Source organism: Streptomyces sp. NPDC051907, assembly GCF_040681075.1.
Classification (GTDB): domain Bacteria; phylum Actinomycetota; class Actinomycetes; order Streptomycetales; family Streptomycetaceae; genus Streptomyces.
The window spans coordinates 18,444-43,302 of sequence record NZ_JBFAYB010000041.1; the positions used below are offsets into that span (position 1 = coordinate 18,444).

The following is a 24,859-nucleotide window of genomic DNA, read 5'->3' on the forward strand; positions in this document are numbered from 1 at the left end:
GCTGCCTGGCGTGATCGGCAGCCCAGGCGGTTCGGTGCCGCGGCACGGCAGGGGGCGAAGGCAGCGCGAGTCAGCCCTGTCGGTCAGGGCGCGAGGCGGCGTGCCCCGTGGGGTGCGCGCGGGGGTGCGGCACCGACGGGAGCTGCCGCTGGGGTGGCAGCTCCCGCCGGTCGCCGCTCGCTCAGGGGAGGTGCTGACTTCCCTGGCGATCGTTCCGGTCCGGGCGCTAGGTCCGGACCGGCGGAGGAGTCGCCGAGCGGCTGCCGGCCGCCGACGACTGCGAGGTCACAGGCCATGCCCGATCCGCGGTGCCACGGAATCGGGGACGGCGGCCGCGCGTCCGGCGGCTGCAGAAGTGCAGCTGCGGCGCGGACGAGACGAGACGCCTCACGATGGCGGTTCCCCTCTGCGTCAGAGGGCTTGCTGCTCAGGGCCACCAGGCGGACAAGGCGTCGTCCGTACTGTTCCCGGGAAGGGCTGGTGGTCTATCCTGAGCGCCGCCGACGTGCTCCAACACGCTGGTGACAAGCCCCAGTGGATTGATGGATCTGCTGGTGGTGACTCCGCACGAGTCATAGGCGCCGACCTCAGGTCGACACCGCGGGCGCCTTCGGACGCCCGGTGCCGGGAGGGCTGACTCCAATCAGCCCTTCCGGCCTCGCCTCACGGCGGCGCATGGCTGTGGTGAAGCGCCCCTCCCCCGCGTGTCTCCTGGCCGGCGACGAAGACCTGCGCCGCTCTGTGTTCGATCCGCGCACCCGCTGTGCACGGCGAACTCGACGCCCTCCAGTCGAGCGGAGGCTCGGGGAGCCCAGTCTGCGGGCAGAGCTGCGGCTCGAGTCTGAAGCCGCCGTCGGCACCGGTCCCGCCACGAGGCAGCGCCGAGTTCACTGCCCGATCGAGGCACCGCCCGATTCTTCGTCGATCAGCCGACGGCGTGTTCAAGAAGGTGATTTCATACTCTGCTGCCGCGTCGGCCAGACGGTTCGCCTCTTCGCCGGAAAGCCGGCCGATATGCAGCCAGAGGGACCCGACGGGAAGGAATGGCAGGACGTACGGGACGATGACGGCAGAGAGCACGCGCGGGGTCGAGAAGACCGTGATGGTGATCGCATTTCGAGTGAGCCGCGCTTCCCATTCAGGCCCCGCAGCGACCATTTCGGCGAGGATTTCCGCCTCCCGTTCACTGCAGTCGACGGGAACCGTCCAGGTGTCGACGGACACGTCGTCCGCGGACAGTTCATCGTGAACTGGCAGGACGTCACGCGTCGACCCGAGCACGGTCACGCGGAGCACTGTCATGTCGCCAACCTCGACTCATGGGGGGCTCGTTGAATGGGTCTCACGCTATGCAGTGGCGTCCGGGGCGTGCTACGGCGTGAGTGCACAATCTGCGGCTCGCCTTCCTTCGGGTGTGCACACAGAGCGCGTCACCGTGAATGCGCGGTGCACAGTCCGCCGCTTCTCGGCCACGGCCGTGCACAACTACGCAGAAGGCCATGGCAGGTTGAATCGAGGGAACTCCGAAATCGTCATGGCTCCTTTTGAAGGTGAGTCGCCCGGATGCCGGCGGCTATGCCGAGACGAGGGACGGCGGCGCGATGCTCGGTCTCCCGGTGCAGATGTGCAGGGCGAGAGTGAAATCTCGGACGTCGGCGAACACGGCGAGGTCCCGGCCGGTGAGCCGGCCAACCGTCCGAAGGTGGTCTCGGACGGTCACCTCGGAAATCCCCAGGGCGCGCGCAGCCGCCGTCGCAAGCGTCTCGTGCTCGATCCATGCCTGCACTGTGCGGACGAGGTCGCGGCGTTCGTCCCGCAGTGGCTCCAGGAGCGCCTCCGCCCACGCACGTATGGGTGAGACGTCCAGCAGTTCGGCCAGCCCAGGTTGCTCGTCCGCGGCAGCATCGGCGTCCTTGGGCTCTGCGGGAAGAGCGGCGACGTCGAGGGCCAGGCTCACGGTGACCTTGTTCCGCACCAGAGCGAGATCGAGGCCGAGAAGGGAGGCCGCCTTGGTCACCCGGTTCGTCAGCGTGTTGCGGTGGACGCCGAGGTCGCGGGCGGCCGCGGTATGCGGAAAGCGCAGTGCGCGCGGCAGCGTGCGCTCCAACTGCTCGGCTTGAGCGGGTGGAAGCTGCTTGAGGGGCGCCAGCACGCTGCGCGCCCACCGGCGGGCCGCGACAGGATCGAGCAGGTCGACGAGCTCGGTCTCGCTCAGCGCCAGGACGACGGGGTCGACGGTGTGCTCGGTGATGCCGAGCGCCGTGACGGCCTCCTCGTAGGCACTGCCGACGTGGGCGAGCGGGCGGCGGCCGCTGCCTCCCAGCCGGTGCTGTCGGCCTGCGGGAGATAGGACGAAACGCTGCAGCTCGCAGGCGATCCCGGCCGCAGCAGAAGCCGCAGCCTCAACGGGCTCGACGACGACGACGTGCCGCGGCACGGTGGGGCAGCGGATGACCAGCGCCTGGCCTGCGGCGGCCGTCTCGCAGTGGCGCGCCGTCGCCGCGCGCTGACGGGCTGAGCCGCAGTCGATGACGTACACGCGGGCCCTGTCGGCGGAGAGAAGCCCGGGGGCGAGACTGGCCAGCACTCGCCGCGCTTTGACCGGCTCGCCGCTCATCAGGAGCTGGAAGGCCACTGCGCGCGCCTCGCGGGCGGACTGCGCCGCCGTCTCGTACTCCCGCTGTGCCTGGTCGACCAAGCCGAGGAGCTTCGCGGCGTGCTGGATGAGGGTGGCGTCGGCTTGGTCGTAGGGCCGGCGGGCGGCGACCGCGAGGACGGCTTCGGCTCCGGTGGCGGGCGCGAGGGAGACGAGCCGCGTGTGAACCCTCGTGCCGTGCGTGTCAGGCTGCGCCGGCCTCGGGTGGACGGCCTGGCTGATGACCGCGCGAGCCAGCTGGGCAGGCGCGGTGTCGGGGGCGGCGGCGAGAACGCCGCGTTCCGGTTCGCTGACCAGCACCTGTGCCTCGAGTGCCGAAGCAAGCCATTCCGCGATGCCCTGCATCGCTTTGGGGTCGGCCAGCTGGGCCGGCAGCCGATGGAGGAGTCCGGCAAGGTTGTCCACCTGGCGCTCGGCGTGCTGCGCACGGCACTGCTGGATGCCGTGGTTGAGGTCCTGCCATGCCGCTGGCGCGGCTGTCGTCGTCAGCAACGGGACCCGCAGGCGGCCGGCGATGGCGCGCGTCCCCGCAGGGTAGGCGTGCAGCTCGTGAGCACGGGCGGTCACCACCAGCCCGGCTGCCTTGTAGCGGCCCAAAGAGCTCAGCATGCGGTCGACGGCGGCCGCCACGGCTCCCTTGACGCCGCCCGCGGCGAGCGCGAGAAGGACGAGAGTCCCGGGAGGCTGGGCGAGGTCGCATCGATCGGCGAGCAGTTCCTCCTGACTCACGACGACCATCGCCGCCACCTTCGTCTGTGCGAAGGAGGCCGAGCTCCCCTCCACGAACCGCAGTTCCAGCTCTGAGAGCTCCTGGACCAGGTACCCGAGAGTCGGCATGTCTCTCCTCGCCTCGCATGCGGATCACCCCGTGCCGATCGGGGATGTGGGCCAACGGACGCTGGCAGCAGAGCCGTTCGGGGGCGCTGCAAGGTGATCGACGACGGAGACCGATCCTGATACAGCACCACCACCCTGTCAACAATTGTGGAAATAGCGGCGAGTCGTGAGCACGCCCACGGATACGCCAGGCCGTCGCCATCACTATTGTGGACACCGGTGTGTGACGTAGGGTCGAGTGACCGCTAGCCTTCGGAATCAGTCGCGCGCCGCGGCCAGCCCAACCGCCTACGGACCAGGAGACTGCCCGGCCATGGACTCCGCCCCCGACGCGTCCCAGGTGGATGATCTTGCGGTTTCCGTCGCGTCGATCGACGAACTGCTTGACGCGCTGGGTCTAGGTCGCGACGTCATCGACATCGACCAGATCTCGCACGAGACGGGCATCGCCGCCGATCGGGTGCACGCCCTGCTCGACGGGTCGGAGGCGGAGCCGGAAGACCCCAGCGAGGCGTTCCAGCGACGCCTGGTCTTCCTGCGGGAGACGCGCCTCAAACCGGGCGGGCAGCGCTACACCCTCCTCGAGATCGGCGAAGGCGCAGGCATCTCCAAGGGCATGGTGGACTACCTCCTAAAGGGGCAGCGCAGCCCAGGGCTGACGATCCTTGCGCGTCTGGAGACGTTCTTCGCCGTCCAGCCCGGCTTCTTCACAGCCACCGAACGCCAGGCCCTGCACAGGGCGCTGCAGCCGATCCACGACCAGCTGACGCACCTGGCGTTGCTCAAGGGCGAGGGCATCTCCCAGCTGGCGATGCGCAGCGGCGCCGCGAGGGGCCGGGACGGCAGGCTCAGCGCGGAACTGCGGGCGGCTCTCACGACAGCCCTGAATCAGCCGGCGCCAGACCCCGAAGTACGCGAGCTCACCGACACGATGCTCTCCATGCCCTCCAGGAAGCGACGTCGAATCCTTCCGCAGATTCAAGGACTGCTGGGGCTGGCCCGGGCCGAGGACCCGTAGTCGCCGCCAGGGAGCTCCGGCGAGGCTGGCCGACGCCCACGCAGGCTGCTCCCATGACGGCCGGCCATCCGCGACTGCGGAATGATCAGTCATATTCCTGAGGCGAGGGACTTGCCTCCCCGTCCGAGGGCGTCCCCGCTCGGCGTGCCGTCTCGGACCGCTCGAAAGCCCGCCCGAGGGCGAACTCGCTCTGGACGCCGTACAGTTCGAAGAGCGCGCGGAGCTCCGCGCGGACGGTGCGCTCGCTCAGGCCGAGGTCCCGTCCTATCCCCGTCTGAGTCTTGCCTGCCGTCAGACCGATCATGATCTCGCGCTGGCGCTGCGAGATGACGGTCTTGGGGAGCCGGATGTCGTGGCCGCTGAGCCAGGGATCCGCGTCGCGCCACTGCATGCCGTACACCTCCACCAGGAAGGCGATCACCTCTGGATGCGTGACGAGGACTGCGGCGTTGCGGCTCGGCTCTCCATTGGCCGCGAGGTCGAGGTAGTTGCTCACGAGCACCGTCGAACCGTCGATGATGACCATGCGGAGGAACGGCTTCGATGTGGTCCGGACCTCGGCTCCGGCCTCGGCGACGGCAGCCGCCCACTCGGCCTGGTGCGGGCGGGTGCGGGCGCTCTCCTTGTAGATGGTGCGCAACGCGATGCCGCGCTTGATGTTGGCCACGTCCTTGGGAGTGCGAGCCTGCATCGTCTTCACGGGCCGGTCGATGGGCTGGGCCGTCCAGATGTACTTCGTCGCAGCGGCTTCCGCCCTGAGCATGGCCTGATTGGCCTCGTCCTTGTCGTTGAGGATGCGAATGCCCCCCTGTCCGCCGTGCTGCCTGGGGAGCATCGCCAGGAGACGTGGAAGCTGCTCGATGCGCTCCACTGCGGCAGTGATCTCGTCGAGGCCTCGTGCCACCTGTTCGCGCCAGACGTGTTGCGGGTCGTGGAGGAACCACTTGCCCTCGTAGGGGTCCCTCACCACCAGTCCGAGGGCCCGAAGCTCCGACAGCTCCGCCCCGTGCTCCACCTCGTCGATCAAGGCGTTCGGTTCGCGCTCCATCCGTGCACACAGTTCGAGGGCTCGCGCGGACAGCATGAAGCCGCCCGTTTTCCTGCGACCTATGTCGGGTGTGCCCATCTTTGCTCTCTGCCTCTTTCGGAAGTGCCGGATCCGGGTACTCTCGTTGCTTGATCCTGAATATAGGCATCGTTCAGCCTTCAGAGAGTGACTCCCGGCGTACACGAGACCCGCGAGGCGAGTCGGAGGCAGAGGTCCATCGCCTCCACTCTTCGTCGCTGCTGTACGGGAGCTGTGCTGCGGGGCGCCGGGGGCGACAGCCCAGAAGGAGACATATGAGGGGCATACAGAAGGCCCTCGCAGCAGTGGGGTTCGCAGCCGCAGCAGTGTCGGTCTGTCTGTGGGGAGCGGCTGGGGCCGCGAAGTCGGGTGACCCCACCTGGGACAGCAAGCCTCACACCGTCGCTTCTCAGACCGCGAAGCTGACCGACGCTGGACTTCCGCGCGACCCAACCTGGGACTAAGACACCAGCGGACAAGGTCCGCGCCACCGTTCGGCTGGGGCATGGAACGGACTACCAACGGGGGGAAATCGTGATCATTTCAGGAAGCACTGCTGGGCAACGGGCCCGTAGTGCCGGGGGGGCAGGAAACCTGGCATCACCGCACGAGGAGCGGTGGGACGGTCGACGGCCGCGAGGCGATCACGCTCTGCGCGGCCGTCGACGCATCACGGTGCGGAGACGGGCTGCGATGAGTCATGTCTGATACATCGAGGAGCAATCCTGCGGCCGGCGGTGAAGCGCACCAGCGCAGTCAGCGGGGCCGCCGCACGTCACGATCGCCGCTGTGGGCCTCGGTCAGAGAGCAATCGGCGATCCTCTTCGCCACTTGGTCGACCACCCGGCTCATACGCCGCGATCTCGGCCTCTCGGGCGTGCGGAGCATGCAGGGGCTCGTCGACATCATCGCCACGCGACGCGGCAGGCCCATCACCCTCACTGAAGCACCCCTTCCGCCGGAGGTGTCCGGGTTCTGCGCGCGGGGCCGGGAACGCGACTTCATCGTGGTCGACGCCAACGCAAGCGAGCTGACACGCCTCCACGCCAGCCTCCACGAACTCTGCCACCTGTGGGAGGAGCATCCGTCGGACGACAGCGCCCAGCAGCCCATGACCGAGGACACCGTCCGCCAGCTCCTGCCAGGGCTCAAGGCCGGCCCCGTCCTGCAGGTCCTGACTCGCTCGCACTACGACAGCGCTCACGAGCGGAGAGCAGAGGCCTTCGCCACCGTAATGCTCCAGCGACACCTTCAGCTGCGGCGCGATCAGAACAACACCGGGTTCCTCACCTCGGCCCTCGCTCACAGGAGGTCCGGTGTCTGAGAGCGCCTCGACCGTCGTCTACCTGATCATCGCGGTGATCACCTTTGCCATAGCCGGCTGGAAGTTCCTGGCGCTCCTGCGTGACCCCACGCCCACCCTGACCCTGATCGCATCGACGTTCCTGTGCTCCGGAGCGGTCTACGTCCTGGCGGCTCCCGCCGTGTATCGAGCCCTTGGCGAAGCGCTCGGCCAGCCCAGCGTCGCGACCCTGCCGGTGTACGTCGGCATCCTGTTCTGCTTCGCCCACCTTCACCTGCTCACGCTGCTGTGGAATCCGCAGCTGCAGCGGTCGCCGACCGCGCTTCGCCGACGGCTCACCGCTTGGGCCGTGGCCTACACCGCGGCCGCCGTCCTGATGGTCGCACTGTTCTGCTCAGCCGACCTTTCCAGGCCGGCGGACCCCCTCCAGTTCAACACCGTCTACGCACAAGATCCCGTGGTCCTGCTGTTCCTGGCAGTGTTCCTGGCCACTTTGACCAGCAGCACGCTGAGCACCTTCCGGCAGAGCCGCAGGATGTCGCTCGAGGACTCCCGGCTGCAGCACGCCGTTCGCTCCTTCGGGATCGCGATGCTCTTCGTGTTCGGCTACGTCGTGTGCTGGGTGCCGGCGATCGCACTGGCAGCCTTCGGCAACCACGCCCTGGACGGCGTCGGCGTGTTCGGATCGTCCTTCGGTGCGACCGGCGCCCTGATCGCCAGCTACGGCCTGTCTGGTGCGGCAGTCAGCTCGTGGCTGCGCGAACGTCGCGACATCAGGGCGCTGCAGCCCCTGTGGGACCTCGTCGTCGAGCAGGTCGATCAGGACCTCGCCTTCAGCGCGAACAGCGCCCGAAGCAACCGCCTGGCAGCGAACGTCAGCTTCAACCTGCACCGGCGGGTGATCGAGATCCTCGACGGAATGCGAGCCCTGCGCCCGTGGGTCTCGGCAGGTCCGGCGCAAGCCGTGTACTCCTTGCAGAAGCGCAGCGACGCTCTGCAGCGCCCGTCTGTGGACGAACTGGAGGCGATCGCCACCGCGGCAGCCCTTCGCGATGCGGTCGAACGCCTGCAGCACACGCGGCGGGAGACCGCGCCCGGCAGCCGTTTCGCCCCCCAGCCCGACGGCCCGCCCTTCCCCCTCCCCGGCGAGGGCACGCGTGCCGCAGACGAGCGCGAGCGCCTGCTGCGCGTGGCCCAGGCTCTCACTCACCCTCTGGTCGCCGAAGCCTTGAGCAAGACGGCAGGGAACCGCACCGAAGTGCTGCCCGACGGACAATAGAAACCCGAGCCCACCCGTTGCCGATCACGGCGGTGTCGTGAACCGACGACCCCAACAGCCTCCCCCCGGGTGGAGCGGCAAGATAGGGTCCCAGTGTCGCCCAGCCGTTCGAAGCACGACACCGGAGCAGCTCGGATCCGAGGCAACCCGTCGTCAGTCAAATGGAGTTCGTGTGCGTCGAGCCATAGTCCTGGGCGGCAGCTTTGCCGGATTGCTCGCTGCGCGCGTCTTGAGCGACCACGCCGACGAAGTAGTCGTGCTTGAGCCCGACGACCTCGCCACAGACGGCACCGGCCCCGGCGCGCCCCAAAGGCAGCAGCTCCATGCGCTGCTGTCCATGGGGCACACGCTGCTCGAAGGCTGGTTTCCCGGCATCACCGCGCAGCTCGTAGACGGCGGCGCCCACGTGGGCACCGGCTCCGCCGTCCAGTTCTTCGTGGACGGCATCCGAAAGGCCGGCGTCTTCGACAGCCAGATGGTCGGCGCGACGCGCCCGTTCCTCGAACAACACGTCCGACAGCGCGTCTCAGCCCTGCCCAACGTGACCATCCGGCAGGGACGAGCAAGCGGCCTCGTCTTCAGCGGCAGCCGCGTCTGCGGCGTCCGCTTCTCACCCGCGGGCGACGGCACCGCCTCGTCCACCACCGACGGCCAACTGGACGCCGACCTCGTCGTCGACGCCATGGGACGCTCCAGCCGGCTGAACGCGTGGCTGCTCCGCAGCGGCTGGGATCAGGCTCCGCTCGACCGCATGAGGGTCGACCTGGGCTATGCCACGGCCTTCTTCCGTCGCGGTGACGAACTCTCCGACACCGTCATCGCTCACTCGACTCCGGGCCCAGCAAGCGACTACCAGCCTGCCCTCAGCGAACCCGGGGCGCTGGCAGCTGTAGAGGGAAACCGCTGGACGGTCGTACTGGCCGGCTACACCGACTACCGCCCCGGGCGCGATCCAGAACAGTTTCGAACGCGGATGCGTTGTTGCATCGCCCCCCTGCGGAAGATCGCAGACCAGTGCGCCATGGACGGGGACGTCGAAACCTTCCACTTCCAGGAGAGCCGACGACGTGACTTCACCCAGCTCGCACGATTCCCCGGCGGTCTAGTGGCAGTCGGCGACTCCGTCGCCTCAGTGAATCCGATCTACGGCCAGGGCCTGACACTGGCCGCACTCCAAGCTTCCTGTCTCGTCGCCCACCTGCGCACCGGAGCGTCCCCGCACGAGGCAGCCTGGGGATACTTCCGCCGGGCCAGCGTGGTCGTCGACGCCGCGTGGCAGCTGTCCACCACTGCCGACCTCGCCCAGCCCCACGTGAGAGGACCCTATCCCCGCGGGTACCGGCTCATCCGCTGGGCCGGCGACGCGATCACCGCCGCCTCGGTCATCGACCCGGTCGTCAACAAGTGGTACATGGACGTCGTCCACATGCGCGCGCACCCCAAAACGCTCACGCGGCCGCGCGTACTTCTCAGAGCGGCACGCGTCCTGTCAGCCCGCTAACGGCCCCAGCCCACGACACTGCACCCGCCTCGGGACTCAGAGGAGGTAGCACCCCATGCCCAGGTGGTCACGCACTCTCAACCTGGCATCGATCACAGACGCGTCGCTGCGCCGCGACTACAGCGAGATGCGCCGCCTCGTGGCGCGCTTCGCCCACGCCGAGTACGCAGCGGCCCGTCTTCTGCTGCCCGCGTATCTCGTCCCGGACGTCATCGCCGCAGTCGCATTCATGCACGCCAGCGATGACCGCATCGACCAAGGCCCCCTCGATCAGCGCCTCGCGGCGCTCGCCGACTGGGACATGCAGGTGCGGTCAGCGCTGGACGGCGGCCCGACCGACCAGCCAGTTCTCCGCACCCTGATCCACACCATCAGCAGGCGCCCGCAGCTACGCAGGCACGTCGAGGACTTCCTCGCCGGCGCCCCCTCGGAGGTGCAGTGGGAAGGCTTCGCCACCGAGGCCGACTTTCAGGACTACGTCGACGCCTACTCGCATCCCGCCTTCATGCTCATCGCCTGCCTGCTCGCGCCCCCACCCCCGGCGGACTCCTACTCGGCGAGCTGCCGAACCTTCATCGAGGCCAGCCAACGCCTCGACTTCCTGCAGGACATCGCCGAGGACCTGCACAACGGGCGCCTCGGCATCCCGCACGACGCACTCGCCCAGCACGGCGTGACACCAGACCAGCTGCGCACGGGCCACGCCTCCGACCGCCTCAGCGAACTCGTAGATCAGCAGACTGCGCAGATCCGCACAGGACTGGCTGCCTCGCACCGGCTCGCGGATCTGGCAGAACCGCATGGCCAGCACCTCCTCCGCGCTCTCGTCGCACTCCAGGAACTACGCCTGCGCACGGTGCAGCGAAAGGGGCCAGCACTGCTTCGCAGGTCCCCAGGGACTCCCGCCGCTGCAGCCCTCCGCGTTCTAGCCCGGGAGTACCAAGCAGCCCGCCGCCAGAACAGCGCAGCCTGACACGCCGCGAGGAACGCAGAGCTCCACCATCCGGGCCCGGGCAGGTCGCGGGGCGTGCAGCATGTCGACATTGAGGCGCAGATAGGTGGTGACGACGTCGTGGATGTGCGGGGCGGGAATGGGCATGCTGCGCTCCTTCGTCACCTTCCCGCACGACCACGGCTGACGGCCGAGCGGTGGCACGGGATCCTCGGCCAAGGGCTCGGCGCTCCGAGCTGGTGCGGAACACGATCCGCGACCTCCACCCTCATGGGCGCCCGGCACTCGGTGCCGAAGGTGCTGACGTTAGCTGCCGGTCCGCCTCCTCGTGGTCTGCCACCCCGGAATCCGACCCGGCCGCCGTGCCGATCCGGGCAGATCAAGCCATCTCTCGATCCGCCCAACTACGGGAGTGAGTCGCCCGGTTCGAGAATCCTTTCTTCGTGCTCCGCCCCACGCCATCCGGCCGGATCGAGGACCTCCGCACGCCCCCGGGAGAGCCGCTCGGATTGTCCGGATCCTGGCATCGCACCCGCCTCGTTGTCAGTGGCGTGCCCGAGGGTTCCGTCGCGGCCCCCATTCACGCTTCACCAAGGAGACCGGTGCTCTCGACGCCTTCGCGCAATCCCCCACCCGGGTTACGCCTTCGAGACTGCCCCCTTGACGAGTGAATCGAACGAGCTGGGGCACCGACCGCGCTTGCCCCAGCCGCCGCATCTCGAACCTGCGCTCGACACGTCGCCCGGCCTGACCCGTATCAGCCGTGTGATCAGCGACGTTGTCCGTGTGCTCTACCCGATCCCTACCGAGGAGAACTCCGTGAATCCCGTACGCCTTCTTCCCGCCACCTTTCCCGCGTTCGAAATTCCTCCCGCGCAGCCCGTCAAGGCCGCGCCGCTCCAGCGCTCTGCCGAGGCGCGGCGTGCCCCGTTCGCATCCGCATCACGACCGTCACCGATGTGGGGGGGCATGAGCGAGGCGAAAGCCCTTCCACCGGGCGTACGCGACTGGGCCGAGCGACGGATCGGAGCCGTCGCCGCAGTCCGGGACGCCTCGCATCCGCGGGAGAACTCCCGGATCTGGGAGCTTGCCCGGCACGACGGCCGCCGGTTCTACCTGAAGATTTCCCCCAAAGCGCGGATGTACGAGAGGGAGACGTTCGCCCTGCGGCACGCGGCACCCGCGATGGGAGCCGGCGGTGCGCCTCAGCTGCGGGCCTCCAACGCCGAGCACCTGGTGCTGCTGGTGACCGCTGTGCCCGGCCGTCCGGTGAAACCCTCCCGCTCACCGACTCCGAGGAGTACGAGGCCCACCGCCAAGGCGGTCTACTCCTGGCCCGACTGCACCCAGCCGGCGAACTGACCGGCCGCTGGCGCGTCCAGGCCGAAGGGGCGCTGCGCGCTGCAGAACAGCACGCCGAGCACCACCTGGCGGAGGCCGGGGACCGGCTGTCCCCGGCGGAGCACACGCGACCGGTCCTGGCGCCGAAGTCCCCGGCGACCTGACCGGCCTGCGGGTCCTAGACCTGTGCTCCGGCTTGGGCAAGCACGCCAACCACTTGAGGCGGCGTACGGAGGCGTCGGAGTTGATGCACACGATCTGCACATCGCCCAAGCGGCGGACCTGGTCCAGCAGGGAGAGGTGCCCGACGTGCAGGAGGTCGAAGCAGCGCCGACGCCTTGCCCGGCCTTGCCGCCATGATCCACTGCATCGTCCCCCTCCTCCCGGCCGCGATGCGCCACGAGCCGGAGGAGGAATCCACACGATGACCATCTTCACCCGGTCGCCGGTAGCCCTCGTGCCGCCCCCGGACCGGAATCTGCCCCCGCAGGCCAGCAGAGTGGAAGCCGGACGAAGGTACAGCAGCGGCGGCACTACTGAACTTGATTGGGTGATGTCGGAGCCGTTCGCCTGACGACGGCCAGTCCGCTCCAGTAGCCCTGGACCGTGAGATACGCACAGGGCGGCGGGTTGACCGACGCCGGGAGGGCCGCGAGGGAGCGGGTCCGGCTGCAGGCCGTGGAACGCTTCGAGGACGGGCAGAAGAACGGGGAGATCGCTGCCGCGTTGCGGGTCAGCGAGCGGTCCGTGGAGCGGTGGCGGCACCAGTGGCGCGAGCGCGGTGAGGCCGGGGTCCTGTCGAAGGGATCGCCTGGGCGGCCGAGGCTCAGTGAAGCGCAGATCGCCATGCTGGAGCAGGAGTTGGAGCGTGGACCGCTGGTCCACGGCTGGGCTGACCAGCGGTGGACGCTGGCTCGGATCAAGACGCTGATCGGCCGGCTGTTCCACGTCAGCTACACGGTGGAGGGCACTTGGCAGCTGCTGAAGCGGCACGGCTGGTCGTGGCAGCAGCCCGCCCGGCGGGCGGTCGAACGCGACGACCAGGCGGTTGAGGTCTGGAAGAAGGAGACCTGGCCGCTGGTAAGAGCACCGCGGCGGCGTGCAACGGCTGGATCGTCTTCGAGGACGAAGCCGGACAGTCGACGACGCCGCCGCGAGCGAGAAGCTGGGGACGCAAGGGCTGCACGCCGGTGGTCCGGGTCCGTGGCCGGGGCTCAGGCCGGGTGTCGATGGCCGGGCTGACCTGCTACAAGCCGGGGAAGCGGTCCCGGATGTTCTACTCGGTCCGCGAGTACCGGGGCCGCAAGGGCGAGCCGAAGGGCATCGGCTGGCGAGACCTGCGCGACCTGCTGGTCAGGGCACACATCCAGCTCGGCGGCCCGATCGTGCTCGTGTGGGACAACCTGCGCATGCACCTGGCCGAACCGATGCGCGAGTTCATCGCCGACCACGCGGACTGGCTCACCGTCTTCCAGCTTCCGAGTTACTCACCGGACTTGAACCCGCAAGAGGGCATCTGGTCGCTGGTCAAGCGCGACATCGGCAACCTCGCCGCAGCCGACCTCGGCCAGATCACCCGCGCTGTCAAGCGCAGGCTCAAGCAGATCCAGTACCGCCCAGACCTGGTCGACGGGTGCCTCACCGGCACCAGACTGATCACGGATGGCTGACCGACATTGAGCGGCCATCGGCGGGTAATGATGTGCGGGTGATCATTGCCCGCCGAGAGTGTATCGACTCAGCCGATTTCAACATTCCAGCCCATGATGACGGTGAGGGAGGATGCCACCACCAGGACTCCGATGAGAGCGACGGTCACTCGGCGAACCCTGCCAATGGCGTCTTCTGTCGAACCGGTGTCCCCGAGGTACCGCCGCGCGGAACCGAGCAGGCATACGCCCATGGCGATGAACCAAGGCTCATAGAACAATATGTTCCACAGGTTCATCGAGGTCACATTCAGGGTTACCCAGTCATCCGGGTAATCGATCTCGATGGCGCCGCACAGTTCGAGCAGATGTGTGAAGGCTCCAGCGACGCCGTGCGTCACGCTGAAGACTCCGCCCAGCAGTACCGGGCTCAGACATGCGGCCAGCATGAGGGGCTTGGGTATCTGTTTCCCGGGGAGGACCGGTGACTTATGGGGAATCGTCCGCACGCGCGGTTGGGTGAGGAAGAGGCAGGCCACTCCGCCAAGCAGGATGATCAGCCCGGCCACGTAGTTGGCCATGTACCAGGAGGGGAGGCTCTCTGGCGTGGAGGTCCCCGGCACTCCGATCGTGCCGCCCGCTCCCTGATAGAAGCGCACGAATACGGCGTATCCCACGGCAAGGCCGAAGCCCCAGTAGCCGGCCCGTGAGCCCCGGACGCCCGGCTGCCCGCCTTGGACGGATTCTGTCGTCTCGCTCACCGCTGACTCCTCGATTAAAGGGCTGTTGACGGCATCTGACTGGGTTTCGGCAGCCGATGGCGCCCGCAATAGCTGCCCGCCTGACGGTAAGCGGGGGCTGATGTGCAACATGCTGGATTCGGTGCGTCGACGCATGTCGTTACTCTGCCGAGGAACAAGGGGGCCGCGCATCCACCCAGGGGCGCAAGGTGTTCCTCCCCCATCCGGGGGAGACATGGAACCACCAAGACCCCAGCCCACCCCAGTGACACCTACCGACTCGGCCAGCCCTCTCGGGCTCGGTCAAGCCGCCGCCCTGCGCGCATCTCACAGCCACAAGGCAAGACCCACACACCGTCAGGCGAACGGCCCGACATCACCCAATCAAGTTCAGTAGCGTGCCTTTCCTGTCGGAGTTATGCGACGGCGTGCAGCAGATCAGGCACACCTTCCGCCGTCCGGTATGGAGTGAAGGCGGGAGCCAGATCGCGGACGAGCTGAACGCACCGCGGGGCTCCGATCCGTTCGGCCAGGTGGAACGCTTCGAGAGCATCGGCAGCTGCGGCTTCGGGGTCGCGGCGGCTGAGGTGACCCTGCGCCCGGTATGCGAGGAAGATGCCGCGGGTCTTGTCTCGACTGGTCGGCAGGAGAGCTTGGCCTTCGGCGATGAGGCTGTGTGCCTGTGTGGTGTCGCCGAGGTCGAGCAGGCAGCGGCCCGAGTCGACCGCGAGGTCGGCGTGCGACATCCACGAACACCAGGCAGGGATGTCGCCTGCGTCCCCGTCACCGAGCAGGCGTTCTGCCGTGTTCAGGGAGTGCAGGGTGGCGCGGCGTTCGCCAAGCGCGGCTTGGGCGCGTGCCAGGCGCAGGTGCAGCAGCGAGTTGGCTGCGGGGTGGGTGGTGCGGCGGAGGGCCTTGGTGAGGATGCCGGCGGCGGTGGTGGGGTCGTTCCGCCAGGAGGCCTGGTAGGCGAGGTCGCTGAGGAGTGCCGCGCCCATGTCCCGGTCGTTGCCGGCGTGGGCGTTGTGCAGTCCGGCGATCCAGTACCGGCTGGCGGCGCCGTGCTGGCCGTGGTCGAAGCGGATCCAGGCGACCGTCTGGGCGAGGCTGGCGGCGAGCTTGTGCAGGCGCGCTCCCAGGGGGCGGGAGTAGCGCTGCTCGTCGATCAGGTCAGTAACGCGGGCAAGATGAGCGTCGTAGAGGGGCGCGATGTGCTGGCGCTGTTCGGTGGCCAGTGCGTTGAGGCGAGCGCTGGTCTCCTCCAGAAAGGCTACGACGTCCTCGCCCACCGCGGCGCCCAGGCGCGAGGAGCCGGCCGCGAAAGCCGCGGGCTGGGTTCCGGCCCAGCTTCCGGCCAGGATGACGAGCGCGGATCCGGGGATCGCGCTGAGGAGGGTTCGGCGGTCCACGGTGTGCAGGGCCTCTCGCAGAGCGGGCACGATGTTGGCGGGACCGAGCGGCACGACACCCTGGTCGACGCGAGGAAGCCAGGCAGGCCAGGCGGCATGGTCAACGTCACCGGCCGGGATGCCCAGGACCTCCGCGATGTAGGTCTGGGAGACGGCGTCGGGCCGTACTCCATTGACCTCCCACTTGCGCACCCGGGCCTTGTCGACGCCGGAGCGAAGCCCGCGACGGCGAGCAGCGCCGTGCATCGCCTCGGCGAACTCCACACGGTTGAACCCGCGCGCGATGCGGACCGCCGCCAGCGGGTGGGGTGTGCGCTCATCCTCGTCCACGACGAAATCCAATCAGACAGGCACGGCCTGAGCGTACCGCCGCAGGCGACGAGACTCCCGCGAGACTCCCCTCAACCCCTGTGGCAGCACGCACAGTTGGCCGACACTCGATCACCCCAGCGATCCTTCGGTCGCTGCGGCGCATCACCCCGGCTCCGTCTGCACGGTGCCCCTGTGCGCACCCGGCTGCGTCCTTCGACGCCGAGCAGGTGCTTCGCGAAAGGACTTCATCAGTGATCAAGCAACCCTTGACGATGGACGAAGTCGTCAGCGGCGCGGCCGACCGCTATGCCGCTCTCGGATTCCAGACCCGCCCCGACCTCGGGCAGCACTTCCTGCGGACCCCGGATGCCGCGCACGCCCTGCTGGAGCGGGCCGGCATCCCGGCCGGAGCGGACGTGCTCCAGGTCGGTGCGGGGCTGGGCACGCTCTCCCGGGCGATCGCGGCCGCCGGACACCGCATATGGGCGGCGGAGAAGGACGAGCGGCTGCGGGAGCACTTGACCGAGCAGCTCGCTCCGTTCGGGGCCCGGACCCGCGTCACCGTCGACGACGTACGCCGCGTCGACCTGGTCGGCCAGGAGCCCTTCCTCCACACGGCCGCCGGAGAAGGCGTGGAAGGCGCTGCCGGAGAAGAAGTCACCGGCGTCAGCACCGCCGAGGGACAGAGGCCCACATGAGCCCGAACGGTACCTATTGGATGAACTACGCCATTGGCGTCGCACAAAGGGCGCCGCGATCAGGTCGGCGGGTCGGCGTTGCGCTCGTTTCTGAACACAACGAGTTGATTTGTTCCGCCTTCGAGGGCGAAGTACGCGGCGCATCCTGGTATCGCATTCTGCGGCGCAGGATGCAAGAACTTGGAACTTCCAGCGCACACAGCGTATATCTGACGATCAACACCCTGTCAGCGGCCTCGTCGTTTGAGCTCGCCGAGCTCTTGAAGGACGTGCGGATCGACAGGGTCTATGTCGGTCTGCCAGACCCCGCGCTGACGAGGTACCTCGATGACGATCCCGTCACTGCACGAGGTCATGTACACCGCTTCCCCGACGATTTGCAGCGCGAGATCCTCGAGCAGAACCGACACCTCTATGCAGTGAGCGAGCAGAGTATCGAGTGCAACCCCCACTACTCCACACATCGCATTAGTGAGGCCGTCTCCACCGGGCTGAGGTCGAGGGGGTTCGCGCTTTCCAGGAGTGATGTCAATGCGAACAGGGGGAGGTTTGCGCTTGCTTCTCTCATCTGCAAGAGGTATGGGATCGAGCACAAAGAGGCTGATCGCGCCGTAGGCGACGCACTGTCCGAAGCGTTTGACGCGAAGTACGGCACCTATGACTACGCGTACGACGCTCGTGCCGCCGACTCGAGGTGGGCCGACGACTTCATGTCGGTTTACAGGAGGTCGTCCACACGGCTTCTACCTGCCGTCAACATCCTCAACGTCGGCGTCGGAGCCGGTCACGAAGCAGCAGCTTTGTTCTCAGATTGCCCGCAGATCACCTTCGTTGATATCGCGGAAGGTGGCCTTTCGAATATAGGCGGACGCATTCCGTTGTCGAGGACTGTCGTCTCCGGCGCTGAAGACCTGTCTGCCCTGCCGGAGGACAGTTTCGATCTGTATGTGTCATTGAGGACGTACAACTCGTCGTTCTTCGACACGTCCGCAGCGGCCGCAGAGGCGCACAGAGTACTGAAGCCCGGTGCGGTGATTGTCGTCTCCGTGGCCAACGGATTTCTGTACACTCAGCGGGGCTGCGTCGTGCCAGGTCTGATCATCCCCGGCACTGACTTCGTCGACCTCTATCGCGGGATGGACACAGCCAATCTGATTGGCGCGGAGCTCGACTGTGCCGGATTCAAGGATATTCGAATGTTCCCAACGAGTACCGAGATTTACCTGTCGGCCGTCACCGCCTAACGTTTCCACCGGCCCTCCGGCCAGCCACGTTCACGACGTCCCAACAGTTCCGCAGGAAGGCTGAATCGCAGACGGCCGGGAGCGACGGGACTGTCCAGAGGGGTCGGCGCGAAGAAAGGACTTCTGCCATGACCGGGCGAACGACTGTTGCCCATCGGATCCTGCAGTTCAACGAGGAACTCGTGGAAACGACGCTTGAACTGCCTCCCGGATTCACGGTCATCAACCCGTTCAACGGCCCCCAGAAGGAGCGTGTCCGCGAGGTCACGACGGCGTTCTACCACAAGTACTACGACGACGATAAGCCGCGCCGTCTAGTACTGGGGAGCTCGCCCGCCCGACGCGGCACGGCCGTGACCGGGGTCCCGTTCGAAGATGCCAAGCTCCTCGAAAGCGAAACAGGAGTCGATGTCGACGGCTATGCGGTGAGCCAGCCTTCCGCCGGGTTTCTGCACGACGTCATCAGGCGCTACGGAGGCCGCGACAAGTTCTATGCCGACTTCGTCATGAGTTTTGTGTGTCCCCTTGGCCTGGTGAGAACGGGCCCCAAGGGAAGAGAGGTCAACTGCAACTATTACGAGAACAAGAAGCTGCTGGAGCTCCTGCGCTCTTTCCTCGTGGACACCCTGGAACGACAGCTGGCATTCGGAACTGACACCTCGGTGTGCTACTGCATTGGCAGTGGCGAGAACTTCAGGTTCCTCTCGAAGGTAAACGAGGGCCAGCGCTTCTTCCAAAGGATCGTGCCCTTGGAGCACCCGCGTTTCATCACTCAATACAACCGGGACAGGGAGGAGGAATTCGCCGAAAAGTACCTCAGCGCTCTGCGCGGAGAAGGCGATTAGTCGTGGCGTCCTCCGGACCGCTTCCTCTCAGTTGATTCGACGAAGGCCGTAGGCTCCCAACGCGCTGGAACGAGAAGAAAGAGAACAGTACATTGGCGACAGAAGGCAGGTTCCTGGTCCACTTCGACTCGGAACGCGTGAGCGTTTTCCGCTTCCAGGGCGGCAAGTTGAAACTGCTTAAAAGGGGGCGGCTCGCGTTCGGAGACAGCCGCGCCCACGAGGTGCTGGCAGGCAGAGTCGGCGATTTCTGCGCCGGACTCACGGAGTTCAACGAGGTCGTCGACAACAAGACAACGCGCCTGTACGCCACCGGGGCCTTTCAGCGGCTCCCGCAGCCGGAAGCGGCCGCACTGGTCAACAGCCTCTATGTCGACACCGGCCTCTATTTCAACATCGTCGGGCCTGAGCTGGAGCGGTTCTACCTGGAAACGGGCATGTCCGCGTGCGGATCGAACGGCATGATGGAAGGCCTGATCCGGCGGGAGTTCCGGAATGCTGTCGTCTGCGGCAGCTTCCAGCAATCTCTGGGGTACATCGAGGACACCATCGCCTGTCTGCGCGAGAGCGGCACCGTAGTGCTGAGCCCGCGGAGCACAAAGATCAAGCCGGAAACCGCGGGCACCGACTTCATCCTCTTCGACTACCAGGACTTGTTGAAGAACGAACGCGACACGTGGCGGCACAAGTACGTGCACATGGACGCGTTCCGGCAGGCCGACGCTGTTGTCGTATGCAACCCCGGCGGTCTCGTCGGAAACGGCACCATCTTCGAGCTCGGCTTCATGTCCGCGCTTTCCAAGAGGGTCGTCTTCACGGAGGAGCCCCTGGGCGTTTCTGTCCTGTTCCCCTGTGAGGTCGGCCTGGAATCCTGAGCACACCCGCCGAGGGCCTCAGCATCCCACCCCGTTCTTGCATCCCCGACCGGAACGAAGCGGCGTTTCAGCAAACGACACAGGGCCGGGACAGGTCTCCGGCTCATCCTCGCTCTCGTCCACCCAGATCTCACTTCTCGGCTACGAAGATACGGAAAGGACCGTCACAGGTGCGCGATGCAGAACCCATCGACATAGTGCGCGACAGGCTGCGAGAGATCGTGGCCTCTGTCCTCGAAGTGGATAAGGAAGACATCGAGTCCGGTGCCCTGTTCTACGAGGAGCTCGGCATCAGCTCCTTGGAAAAGGTTGCGATCGCGGCCGCGATCGAGCGCGAGTACGGATCCCTGTCCGCTGAAGAAGCGGCAGCCCTCACCAGCCTCGACGCCGCGGTGTCCGTGCTCGGCGAGCGGGCGACGAGCCCCCAGGGTGTCGACCTCATCGACCGTCTGGTGGCGGGTCATGTCTCCGCCGGCCGGGGCGAAAGGACCAGCTACCTCGACCCCCAGGCCGGGGAGATCACATACGCCGACCTTCTGGAGGCAGCACGCGGGTACGCGGGGGCCCTCAGAGCGGCAGGCGTGCCCGAGGGCGCCCGCGGCCTCCTGGTCGCCGACGATTCCGTGGCGACCGTGGTCGCCGTCCTCGGCCTGTGGTGGCACGGCTGTGTCCCCGTGGTGATCAGCCCGGTGCTCACGGACGACGAAGTCCGCTACATCGCCCCAGACTGCGCCGCCGCGATGGTGCACCTCGACGCACCTCCCAGGCGGCAACGTGCCCTGGAGGAACTGTTCGCGACGACAATCCGGTTCGCCGGCGCTGACGTCCGCGCTGCCCTGGCGACGGCCGAGCCCGGCCCCGCACTCCGCCCGCAGGAGGCCGGGGCCCCGGCCGCGTGGAGCGCGGGGCGTGAGGCGCTCGTGCAGTACACCTCCGGAAGCACCGGCATGCCCAAGGGGGTGCGGCACTCGGCGGGTGCGATCGCGGCCATGGCCGACGGCATCGGCACGGTCCTGGCGCTCACTCCCGAGGACACCGTGCTGTCCAGCGCCCGGATGTCCTTCGGTTACGGCTTCGGCAGCTCCGTCCTGTGCCCTCTGGCGGCCGGCTCCCGCGTCGCGCTCATCAGCGGCACGGTCGACGTTCACTCGCTCACCGCCGCGATGCAGCGCCACCGGCCCACCGTGCTGTTCTCCGTCCCCCGGCTGTACGCGGCGCTGCTGAACGCTTCCGGGACGGCGCTCGCCTCCGACTGCGTCGACTCCGTGCGGCTGTGCGTGGCGGCGGGCGAGAACCTGCCGGCCCCGCTCAGCGAGCGGATCCACACCGCCTTCCAGGCCCAACTGCTCAACGGCCTCGGGGCCACCGAGGTGCTCTACATCGTCGTCGGCACGCCGCCTGGGAAAGAGCGTCCGGGAACCTTCGGGGTCCAGGTGCCCGGGATCACCGCGACCGTCCGCGCCGGGGACGGCACGCCCGTCGCCGACGGCCAGGAAGGCCGACTGCACATCGCCGGCCCGACCGTCGCCCTTGGCTACATCGGCCGGCCGGAGGCCGCAGCGGTCGCCTTCGCCGACGGCGGCGCCTACACCGGCGACGTCGTGCGCCGCGCACCGGACGGCACGTTCACCCATCTCTGCCGCGCCGACGACCTGCTCAACCTGGGCGGCTACAAGGTCGTGCCGAGCGAGATCGAGAGCGTCGTCCGCGATGCCGAAGGCGTCCAGGACTGCGTGGTGGTCGGCGGCCGCGACGCCGACGGCCTGGAGCAGGCAGTGGCCTATCTGGTGGCCCGGCCGGGATTCGACACGGCCGTGGTGCGGCGCACGGTGACCGCCACGATCCGTGGCGGCCTCGCCGCCCACAAGCGGCCCGCCCGTCTGGAGTTCCTCGACAAGCTCCCGACCACGTCGACCGGCAAGCTGGCCGCCTTCGAGCTCAGGAAGGCGGCTGCACAACCGTGACCTGGGACATCACGGGCATGGCCGCCGTCGCCAACATCGGTGCCAGCCCCCGCGAGATATTCGCCGCGCTGTGCGCGGGCCAGGAGAGCCGCAAGCCCCTGAAGGCGTTTGACCCCGACAAGTACAGGGCGGCCTACGCCTACGAGATCGACGACCGACCCAAAGGCGGCGACATACCGCGCCGCGCCACCCGCTGGCTCACCACCGTCGTCCGCCAGGCAGTCGCCGACGCGGGCCTAAGCGACGACCTGTCACAGACACCCGTGCTGGTCGGGACCACCATGCGCGAGCAGCGCAGCCTCGAACTGTGGTGGCGTGACCACGCCGAAGTCGCCCTCGAAGACCTGCACTTCGGCACCGCCCTGAAGGAGACCTTCGGCGCGTCCACCACGTACACCATCGCCAACGCCTGCTCAGCCACGCTGTACGCGCTCGCCATGGCCACCGACATGATCGACCTCGGCATGGCCGACACGGTCGTCGTCGCCGGCACCGACGCCGCAACCGAGAGCGGCTTCGGCACGCTCGACCGGGTGCAGAACGACATCCCCGACGCGCTCCGCCCCTTCGACGCCACGCACAAGGGCATGCTGATGGGGGAGGGCGCGGCCGCCGTCGTCGTCCAGCGCACAGGCACCAGTAACGGGCCCGTGCACGCCCGGGTGCGCGGTGTGTCCATGAACTGCGACGCCCACCACGCCACCGCGCCCGACCCCGACGGCATCACCCGCGCGGTTCAGGACGCCTACAGCAGTGCAGGGGTGCGGGCGCAGGACATCGACCTGGTGATGCTGCACGGCAGCGGCACCCCCCGCAACGACACGACGGAGGCGAGCGTCCTGCGCCGCATCTTCCAGGGTGCCGGAGCCGGTCCGCGGATGACCGCCATCAAGGCGATGACCGGCCACACCCTGGGCGGTTCGGGACTCCTCAGCCTCGTGATGGCGGTGCTCGCCATGAAGGAGGGGACGGTACCCCCGGTCCTGGGACTCGCCGACCCGATCCCCGAGACCGCAGGACTGGGCCTGGTGCAAGGCTCCCCCGCAGCCGGCGACCTGTCCATCGCTCAGATCGATGCGTTCGGCTTCGGCGGGATCAACGCCGTCGCGATCGTGGAGGCAGCCCGATGAGCGCGACGAACACCGCACACAGGAAGAACCCGAACACCCGCGAGGTCGTCGTCACGGGCATCGGACTGGCGCTCCCAGGTGTCGCGACGTACGGCGACCTCCTCGGCCCCCTGCCGGGCGAAGTCGGCTTCGACCCGGCAACCGGACTCATCGGACGCAAGCTGCGCCACAAGGACCGTGCGTCCCGGCTCGCCCTGCGGGCCGCTGAGTTCGCCCTCCACGACGCCGGTCTGACCGACGCCGACGCCACGTTCACGGGCGCGGCTGACTCGACCGCCGTCGTGGTCAGCACCAACCTGGGCAACGCGGACAGCGTCTGCGGAGCCACGGACACGATCGCCAGAGCAGGCGTCATGGGACTCAGCCCCCTGGGCCTGCCCCAGACCTCAAGCAACGTCATCGCCGGCTGGGTTGCCATCCGCTACAGGCTGTGCGGCCCCAACCTCACCCTCTGCAACGGCGTCACGAGCGGCCTGGACGCCCTGGCCTGGGCCCGGAACCTCATCGCGGCCGGACGCGCCGAAGCAGCCGTCGTCGTCGGCGTCGAACCAGCCAACGACGTGGCGACGAAGGTCCTCGGCAAGCAGTCCACCGACGCGGCGGTCGCGGTCGTACTCGAACCGGCGGACGCAGCCGCTTCCCGTGGCGCACGGCCCCGCGCCACGATCACCGGATACGCACGGGCCCGGAACCTCGCCGCGGCGCTGGCCTCCGCCGGCGTGACCGAGGAGCAATCCGTCGGACTGTGGCTCGTCGACGAGGCGGATGCCGGGGCGGGCCATCTGCTCGCAGCCACGCGTCGGATCGACCTGGAATCCCAGCTGGGCCCGCTGTCCGGGGCGCTCGGCGTCCTGCAGTGCGCTGCCGCGGCTGCCCATCTGGAGAGCGGCGCCACCGGGAACGTCCTCGCCACCGCCGGAGGCCCTCGCCACGACGCGACGGCCGCCCTGCTGCTGACCCCGTGGCCGGCCACTTGCCCATCCACGCAGGAACGAGGACAACACCCATGACCACGGCGACCGTGACCATCGAGGAGCTCCGCGCTCTGATAGCCGGAGCACTGGAGACCGAGCCCCAGGAAGTCACCGACGAGGCGCACTTCGCCCACGAGCTCGACATCGACTCGCTGCTCATGCTCGAGATCTCCACCCGCGTGGAGACTGCGTACGGCGTCCCGGAGAACACCGTGGCCGTCAGCGGTGCCACCACCCTCGCTGAACTGCACGCCTTCCTCACCTCCAAGCTCGCCGGCGAGACGTCGGCTTGCCCGCTCATCCGCCCGAGGCCGCTGAGCGACCCAGCAGCGCGCCTGTTCCTGTTCCACCACGCCGGCGGCTCACACCTGCTCTACCGGGGCTGGGCGGAGCACTTCCCCGAGGACTGGGAACTCTGCCTCCTGGAGGCCCCCGGCCGAGGCCACCTGCAGACACTGCCGCTGATCGACGACTGCGACCGGCTGGTCGACTACTTCCACACCGCTATCGCTCCACTGCTCGAACGGCCCTTCGGGTTCTTCGGCCACAGCATGGGCGCACTCATCGCCCACCAGCTCACTCGCCGACTTCTCCGCCAGGGGGACCCGCTCCCCACCTGGCTGGGGGTGTCCGCCTACGGCACCCCGCGAGGCGAGGCCGAAGCCGACAGCCACCCTCACCTGATGGCCGACGACGAACTGCGCCGCTGGCTGCGGAACGTGGGCGGCAGCCCACCTCACCTCCTCGACAACGACGCCGTCTGGCACAAGTTCGCCCCGGTGTTCCGCAGCGACTTCAAACTCCTGGACACCTGGGCCCCTCCCCGCAACCCCGAGCCGCTGCCCGTTCCACTCTCGGTGTTCGCGGGCCGCCACGACAAGCTGATCGGCGAGGACCGCCTGCTTGCCTGGCGAGCGTTCACGACGCACTTCCGCGGACTCGAGAATTACGAGGGCGACCACTTCTACTTGATGAACCACCAGCAGCCTCTCGCTGCCGCCATCACGGCCGCGATGCATTCCGCCGCTGCATGAGCTCGCCTTCAGCACCACGCCACCCGCTGGGTGAT

General features: G+C 68.0%; 21 protein-coding genes and 2 pseudogenes. 16 read left to right on the forward strand and 7 right to left on the reverse strand.

Features of this window, described 5'->3' with window-relative positions; genetic code table 11:
- Positions 1–663: 663 nt before the first annotated feature.
- Positions 664–1,287 carry a hypothetical protein gene (locus AB0M39_RS21655; RefSeq protein ID WP_365366708.1) on the reverse strand — a complete coding sequence of 208 codons (624 nt, stop codon included), beginning with the start codon at positions 1,285–1,287 and terminating at the stop codon, positions 664–666.
- Between the two features lie 286 nt (positions 1,288–1,573).
- Entirely contained in the window at positions 1,574–3,493 is a 1,920-nt protein-coding gene (locus tag AB0M39_RS21660; protein WP_365366710.1) for a helix-turn-helix domain-containing protein, read from the reverse strand.
- A gap of 313 nt (positions 3,494–3,806) precedes the next feature.
- Between AB0M39_RS21660 and AB0M39_RS21665 the strand changes: the two genes are divergently transcribed.
- Positions 3,807–4,511, forward strand: a complete 705-nt coding sequence (locus AB0M39_RS21665) for a helix-turn-helix transcriptional regulator (RefSeq protein WP_365366712.1) — start codon at positions 3,807–3,809, stop codon at positions 4,509–4,511.
- Positions 4,512–4,596: 85 nt separating this feature from the next.
- On the opposite strand, the gene AB0M39_RS21670 is transcribed toward AB0M39_RS21665, so the two are convergent.
- Positions 4,597–5,559, reverse strand: a complete 963-nt coding sequence (locus AB0M39_RS21670; protein ID WP_365366714.1) for a LuxR C-terminal-related transcriptional regulator — start codon at positions 5,557–5,559, stop codon at positions 4,597–4,599.
- An 895-nt stretch (positions 5,560–6,454) separates the two neighbouring features.
- On the opposite strand from AB0M39_RS21670, the gene AB0M39_RS21675 reads away from it, so the two are divergent.
- Both AB0M39_RS21675 and AB0M39_RS21680 read left to right on the forward strand, forming a co-directional pair.
- A complete protein-coding gene (locus AB0M39_RS21675; RefSeq protein ID WP_365366716.1) occupies positions 6,455–6,901 on the forward strand; it encodes a hypothetical protein in 447 nt (148 codons plus the stop codon).
- The gene (locus AB0M39_RS21680; RefSeq protein ID WP_365366718.1) at positions 6,894–8,159 is read left to right on the forward strand and encodes an MAB_1171c family putative transporter; all 1,266 of its coding nucleotides are present in this window, start codon (positions 6,894–6,896) and stop codon (positions 8,157–8,159) included. The genes AB0M39_RS21675 and AB0M39_RS21680 overlap by 8 nt, the downstream gene beginning before the upstream one ends.
- Before the next feature lie 157 nt (positions 8,160–8,316).
- On the opposite strand, the gene AB0M39_RS21685 is transcribed toward AB0M39_RS21680, so the two are convergent.
- The gene (locus AB0M39_RS21685; protein ID WP_365366720.1) at positions 8,317–8,484 is read right to left on the reverse strand and encodes a hypothetical protein; all 168 of its coding nucleotides are present in this window, start codon (positions 8,482–8,484) and stop codon (positions 8,317–8,319) included.
- Between the two features lie 12 nt (positions 8,485–8,496).
- Between AB0M39_RS21685 and AB0M39_RS21690 the strand changes: the two genes are divergently transcribed.
- The 3 genes from AB0M39_RS21690 to AB0M39_RS21700 all read left to right on the forward strand — a co-directional run bounded on the left by AB0M39_RS21690 (position 8,497) and on the right by AB0M39_RS21700 (position 11,974).
- Complete coding sequence (locus AB0M39_RS21690; RefSeq protein WP_365366722.1) at positions 8,497–9,660, forward strand: hypothetical protein; 1,164 nt, start codon at positions 8,497–8,499, stop codon at positions 9,658–9,660.
- 55 nt (positions 9,661–9,715) lie between these two features.
- A complete protein-coding gene (locus tag AB0M39_RS21695) occupies positions 9,716–10,633 on the forward strand; it encodes a squalene/phytoene synthase family protein (protein WP_365366724.1) in 918 nt (305 codons plus the stop codon).
- A gap of 948 nt (positions 10,634–11,581) precedes the next feature.
- On the forward strand, positions 11,582–11,974 hold the full coding sequence (locus tag AB0M39_RS21700) for a hypothetical protein (RefSeq protein WP_365366726.1): 393 nt from the start codon (positions 11,582–11,584) through the stop codon (positions 11,972–11,974).
- Positions 11,975–12,169: 195 nt separating this feature from the next.
- Here AB0M39_RS21700 and AB0M39_RS21705 read toward each other — a convergent pair.
- Positions 12,170–12,280 (reverse strand): annotated as a pseudogene (locus AB0M39_RS21705) (adenylyltransferase/cytidyltransferase family protein); the annotation flags it as partial.
- A gap of 279 nt (positions 12,281–12,559) precedes the next feature.
- Between AB0M39_RS21705 and AB0M39_RS21710 the strand changes: the two are divergent.
- Both AB0M39_RS21710 and AB0M39_RS21715 read left to right on the forward strand, forming a co-directional pair.
- Positions 12,560–13,096, forward strand: a pseudogene (locus tag AB0M39_RS21710) (winged helix-turn-helix domain-containing protein); the annotation flags it as partial.
- Positions 13,066–13,623, forward strand: a complete 558-nt coding sequence (locus AB0M39_RS21715) for a transposase (protein WP_365366781.1) — start codon at positions 13,066–13,068, stop codon at positions 13,621–13,623. The pseudogene AB0M39_RS21710 and the gene AB0M39_RS21715, both read left to right, overlap by 31 nt.
- A 68-nt stretch (positions 13,624–13,691) precedes the next feature.
- Here AB0M39_RS21715 and AB0M39_RS21720 read toward each other — a convergent pair whose 3' ends face one another.
- A complete protein-coding gene (locus AB0M39_RS21720) occupies positions 13,692–14,363 on the reverse strand; it encodes a hypothetical protein (protein WP_365366728.1) in 672 nt (223 codons plus the stop codon).
- 395 nt (positions 14,364–14,758) lie between these two features.
- A complete protein-coding gene (locus tag AB0M39_RS21725) occupies positions 14,759–16,081 on the reverse strand; it encodes an XRE family transcriptional regulator (RefSeq protein ID WP_365366730.1) in 1,323 nt (440 codons plus the stop codon).
- A 233-nt stretch (positions 16,082–16,314) separates the two neighbouring features.
- On the opposite strand from AB0M39_RS21725, the gene AB0M39_RS21730 reads away from it, so the two are divergent.
- The 8 genes from AB0M39_RS21730 (at position 16,315) to AB0M39_RS21765 (ending at position 24,824) form a co-directional block, all read left to right on the forward strand.
- On the forward strand, positions 16,315–16,761 hold the full coding sequence (locus tag AB0M39_RS21730; protein WP_365366732.1) for an rRNA adenine N-6-methyltransferase family protein: 447 nt from the start codon (positions 16,315–16,317) through the stop codon (positions 16,759–16,761).
- Between the two features lie 20 nt (positions 16,762–16,781).
- Positions 16,782–18,005 carry a class I SAM-dependent methyltransferase gene (locus tag AB0M39_RS21735; protein ID WP_365366734.1) on the forward strand — a complete coding sequence of 408 codons (1,224 nt, stop codon included), beginning with the start codon at positions 16,782–16,784 and terminating at the stop codon, positions 18,003–18,005.
- A 128-nt stretch (positions 18,006–18,133) separates the two neighbouring features.
- Positions 18,134–18,850 (forward strand): uracil-DNA glycosylase family protein, encoded by a 717-nt coding sequence (locus AB0M39_RS21740; protein WP_365366736.1) that lies wholly within the window; start codon positions 18,134–18,136, stop codon positions 18,848–18,850.
- 137 nt (positions 18,851–18,987) lie between these two features.
- A complete protein-coding gene (locus AB0M39_RS21745; protein WP_365366738.1) occupies positions 18,988–19,722 on the forward strand; it encodes a hypothetical protein in 735 nt (244 codons plus the stop codon).
- A 170-nt stretch (positions 19,723–19,892) separates the two neighbouring features.
- Positions 19,893–21,686, forward strand: coding sequence for an AMP-binding protein (locus AB0M39_RS21750; RefSeq protein WP_365366741.1), 1,794 nt, complete (start codon positions 19,893–19,895; stop codon positions 21,684–21,686).
- Positions 21,683–22,816: a beta-ketoacyl synthase N-terminal-like domain-containing protein gene (locus AB0M39_RS21755; protein WP_365366743.1), complete on the forward strand. Its 1,134-nt coding sequence runs from the start codon at positions 21,683–21,685 to the stop codon at positions 22,814–22,816. Before AB0M39_RS21750 ends, AB0M39_RS21755 begins: the two co-directional genes overlap by 4 nt.
- Positions 22,813–23,826 (forward strand): beta-ketoacyl synthase N-terminal-like domain-containing protein, encoded by a 1,014-nt coding sequence (locus tag AB0M39_RS21760; protein WP_365366745.1) that lies wholly within the window; start codon positions 22,813–22,815, stop codon positions 23,824–23,826. Before AB0M39_RS21755 ends, AB0M39_RS21760 begins: the two co-directional genes overlap by 4 nt.
- On the forward strand, positions 23,823–24,824 hold the full coding sequence (locus tag AB0M39_RS21765) for a thioesterase domain-containing protein (RefSeq protein ID WP_365366747.1): 1,002 nt from the start codon (positions 23,823–23,825) through the stop codon (positions 24,822–24,824). The genes AB0M39_RS21760 and AB0M39_RS21765 overlap by 4 nt, the downstream gene beginning before the upstream one ends.
- Positions 24,825–24,859: the final 35 nt, after the last annotated feature.